3 protein-coding genes are annotated in these 2,385 nt (G+C 40.6%); 1 reads left to right on the forward strand and 2 read right to left on the reverse strand.

The genetic code is table 11. The features are described from left to right. Positions 1 to 19: 19 nt before the first annotated feature. Positions 20 to 1,405, reverse strand: coding sequence for an RNA-guided endonuclease TnpB family protein (locus A3775_RS09905; protein WP_066424798.1), 1,386 nt, complete (start codon positions 1,403 to 1,405; stop codon positions 20 to 22). A 47-nt stretch (positions 1,406 to 1,452) separates the two neighbouring features. Further along, on the reverse strand, positions 1,453 to 1,716 hold the full coding sequence (locus tag A3775_RS09910; RefSeq protein ID WP_156481592.1) for a hypothetical protein: 264 nt from the start codon (positions 1,714 to 1,716) through the stop codon (positions 1,453 to 1,455). 101 nt (positions 1,717 to 1,817) lie between these two features. Between A3775_RS09910 and tnpA the strand changes: the two genes are divergently transcribed. Continuing rightward, on the forward strand, positions 1,818 to 2,273 hold the full coding sequence (gene tnpA, locus A3775_RS09915) for an IS200/IS605 family transposase (protein ID WP_066376256.1): 456 nt from the start codon (positions 1,818 to 1,820) through the stop codon (positions 2,271 to 2,273). The last annotated feature ends 112 nt before the right edge of the window (positions 2,274 to 2,385 follow it).

Consider the following 2,385-nt stretch of genomic DNA (forward strand, 5'->3'; position numbering starts at 1 on the left):
GTGAACTACCTACATCGCCCTAGCGGGTCGATGTAGGCTTCTGGCACATTTTTAATGTTTCCAGAACTTCCTTCGAGGTACTATTAGTAGTAGATTCAGTTACTACCGGATTCCCCCTACGGCGTTTTATTGTTGGGAACAGTCCCAGCCCAACACGCTTTAAGTTGATTGAGGCATTGATGTCTCGATCAACAATCAGCAATTCTTTTTCATCCCAATACTCGCGGATACTGCAATCAGTGAATACAAATTCATCACGATATGCGAGTAGTTGAGATGTATACGCAGGTCTTGCCGCTATTGTCCTAGCTCCAGCTTTTCCAGCTATGTATTCTAGAACCTTGAAAAATTGTCCAAATGCAGCATCATTCCAAGATTTATTCAATCCTGACTTAGCCGATTGCCCATTAGGGAGATAGTTACCATCTTGGTCTTGTTTTGTTTTGTTCCTTTTTGATAAAGCTTTTAGATTTAAGTCTTCGTGGACAAAAACTTTTTTACCAGTTCTGACAAGGCTATGAGCAGTTTTAAAAGCGTGGTCTTTCCTTGCCCTAGCTATACGCTGATGTTCCCTAGCTTCACGTTTTGCCAGCTTACGTCTTGCTCTACTACCTTTCTTTTTAACAGACTTACGACGTGAAACTTTAGCGAGGCGTTGTTCAGATTTCCTGAATGATTTTAGCGCAGGAAGCTTGGTGTTTTCGCTAGTAGCTAGATAATCATCTTCATGTAATACCGCATCCAGCCCAATTGTGTTTTCCCATGTTGGTACTATTTCATCAGTTGTGAATTGTGGTACGTTCGGATCTTCTAGACAAATTGTTAAATACCACCCATCAGATTTTAAGGTAAGCAGTGCATTTTTGAGCGTAAATCCTTCAGGTAATGGTCGATGTAGTCGTACCTTTACCCAACCTTTGAGTTTAGAGAAAGATACAAACAACCAGTCCTTTTCTACACGCTCTATTGTTATAGCTTGCCCTTCTATCTTCATAGTGCGGTAACGAGCAGCGTTCTTAAATCGTGGCTTACCGCTACGATTCCCGCTACCATCACCCTTGATAAAACGTCCAAAAGCCAAGTCTACCCGTTTGCAAACATCTTGTAATGTTTGGGAGGGTACACGAGAAAAATCTAGTAGCTCTCCAGAATGAACAACTTTTATTAAATCTTCTTTGGTAATTGGTAATTGCTTTTTCTGAGAGTAATAACTGGGATTGTCTCTCAGTTGAGATATTGAGCAGATTAACGGACAAGCATTAATACTATTGCGGTTATTTTCCCACCAATCAAACCTATCTCCTAGTTGCTTGTTGTACCAGTATCGGCAGACTCGCAACCAATAATTGAGTTCTAGTTTTTGATTGGTGTTTGGGTAAGCTCGATACTGGTAATTAAGCAACATAATTAAGCTACAACTACCTTCATAAAACGAGTGGGACGGTTAAGTTTTTAGTCTACAGTGCGCTCATCAATATATTCACGATGATTTACATATCCTTTAACATAGTCACCAACACGGGCATCAAACTCTACAGTGTCTCCAGGTTTTAAGTCTAGGGATTGAATTGTTTTGCCAACAGTGAACCAGATATGGTCTGTGACTTGCTTATCAGTATCTACGAGACACACATCTTTAAGCAGTATTGTTGGTTCTGGATATCCGTGATAGTTGGTCTTTTTGCCGAACCGTTCAACGGTAGCTCTGAACCTCATTCTTTTCTCATTAAGGGTTTTAAGCTCTTTACGCATCTTATTAGCTAGGCAACGCTATTATTTTAATATACACTGAATATGACGCAATCAATATAAAGTTTGTGAAAAATGATTTTGTCTCAAAGGGAAGGTCTATCAGTGACCTTAAAGCTCATCTCGTCTTGACAACAAAATATCGTCGCCAGGCTATTACAGGCGAGATGTTACAGCGATTGCACATTATCCTTGAAGATTTGTTGGTTAAATGGGAATGCAAGCTTGTAGAGTTTAGTGGTGAATCAGACCACGTACATCTGCTGTTTCAGTACCACCCCGACTTACAATTAAGTACATTGGTGGGCAACATTAAATCCACAACTTCCCGTAGGCTCAGACAAGAGTTTTCAGACCATTTAAGTCGCTTCTACACCAAAGATGTTTTTTGGAATGGTTCATATTTTATTGCTAGTTGTGGAGGAGTGACCATCTCAACTTTGAAGCAGTACATTCAAGCGCAAGAAAAACCTGAAATTGGCGATTCCTCATCGACTCCCTGCCCTATCAATCCTGCGGATTGAATTGGTTGTGAGTCAATTCGTCATCGCCCAAAAATTCATCTCATCACTCCTGCTTCTCTACGAGACGCTGCGCGAACGCAGTGAGTGAGAGGCTTCTTTTTGTTTAAGCTAA

It is taken from the genome of Anabaena sp. 4-3 (assembly GCF_001597745.1).
In the GTDB taxonomy this organism is placed as follows: Bacteria; Cyanobacteriota; Cyanobacteriia; order Cyanobacteriales; family Nostocaceae; genus Trichormus.